Below are 1,128 nucleotides of genomic sequence, written 5' to 3'. Positions count from 1 at the left end.
CTGAACCCCAGGCCCGTCGCCGTGTCGCGCCTGGCCTTCCGCTTTGCCTAACGCGGCCATGGGAAATCGCGAATTCTCCGAACGCCGCCATTGCGTCAGTCTCATCGCGGGCCCAACGCCCGGCCCACCTCGCAAGCACAAGAACAAATTGAGGGTGACGCGATGTTTCGATCGATCCGGCGGGCCCTGCTCGCCGTCCTGGCGCTGTCCTGCGCCGTCGCGGCGCAGGCCGCCGACGCGCCGATAGTCATCAAGTTCTCCCACGTGGTCGCGGAGAACACCCCGAAGGGGCAGGGCGCGCTGCTGTTCAAGCGCCTGGCCGAGGAGCGCCTGCCCGGCCGGGTGCGCGTGGAGGTCTACCCGAACTCCTCGCTGTTCGGCGACGGCAAGGAGCTGGAGGCGCTGCTGCTCGGCGACGTGCAGATGCTGGCGCCATCCCTGGCCAAGTTCGAGCAGTACACCAAGAAGGTGCAGATATTCGACCTGCCGTTCCTGTTCGACGACATCCAGGCCGTCGACCGCTTCCAGCGCAGCCCCCAGGGCCGCGCCCTGCTGACCAGCATGCAGGGCAAGGGCATCCTCGGCCTGGCCTACTGGCACAACGGCATGAAGCAGCTCTCGGCGAACAACCGGCCACTGCTGGAGCCGGCCGACGCGCGCGGCATGAAGTTCCGCGTGCAGGCGTCCGACGTGCTCAACGAGCAGTTCCGCGCGCTGCGCGCGATCTCCCGCAAGATGTCCTTCGCCGAGGTCTACCAGGGCCTGCAGACCGGCGTGGTCAACGGCACCGAGAACACCTGGTCGAACTACGAGAGCCAGAAGGTCAACGAGGTGCAGAAGTACTTCACCGAGTCCGACCACGGCCTGGTGGACTACATGGTGATCACCAACGCGCAGTTCTGGAACGGCCTGCCGGCGGACGTGCGACAGGCCCTGCAGGAGGTGATGGCCGAGGTCACCGTGCAGGTCAACCGCCAGGCCGAGCAGCTCAACGCCGAGGCCCGCGCGCGCATCCTCGCCGGCGGCGCCAGCGAGATCCACAAGCTCACCCCGCAGCAGCGCGCCGACTGGCGCGAGGCGATGCAGCCGGTGTGGCGCAAGTTCGCCGACAACGTCGGCGCCGACGCC

The 1,128-nt window shown here is 67.9% G+C and carries 1 protein-coding gene; it reads left to right on the top strand.

Translation table 11 applies throughout. The features are described 5' to 3' along the window. Nucleotides 1-162: 162 nt before the first annotated feature. The coding region (locus tag P3W75_RS23135; RefSeq protein ID WP_276229648.1) for a TRAP transporter substrate-binding protein at nucleotides 163-1,128 on the top strand (966 nt) is incomplete at its 3' end.

Origin of the sequence: Pseudomonas citronellolis (assembly GCF_029335315.1) — a bacterium.
GTDB classification, from domain to species: domain Bacteria; phylum Pseudomonadota; class Gammaproteobacteria; order Pseudomonadales; family Pseudomonadaceae; genus Pseudomonas; species Pseudomonas citronellolis_A.
The sequence above is the reverse complement of the archived record's forward strand: the minus strand, read 5'-3'. Positions and strand labels throughout refer to the sequence as shown.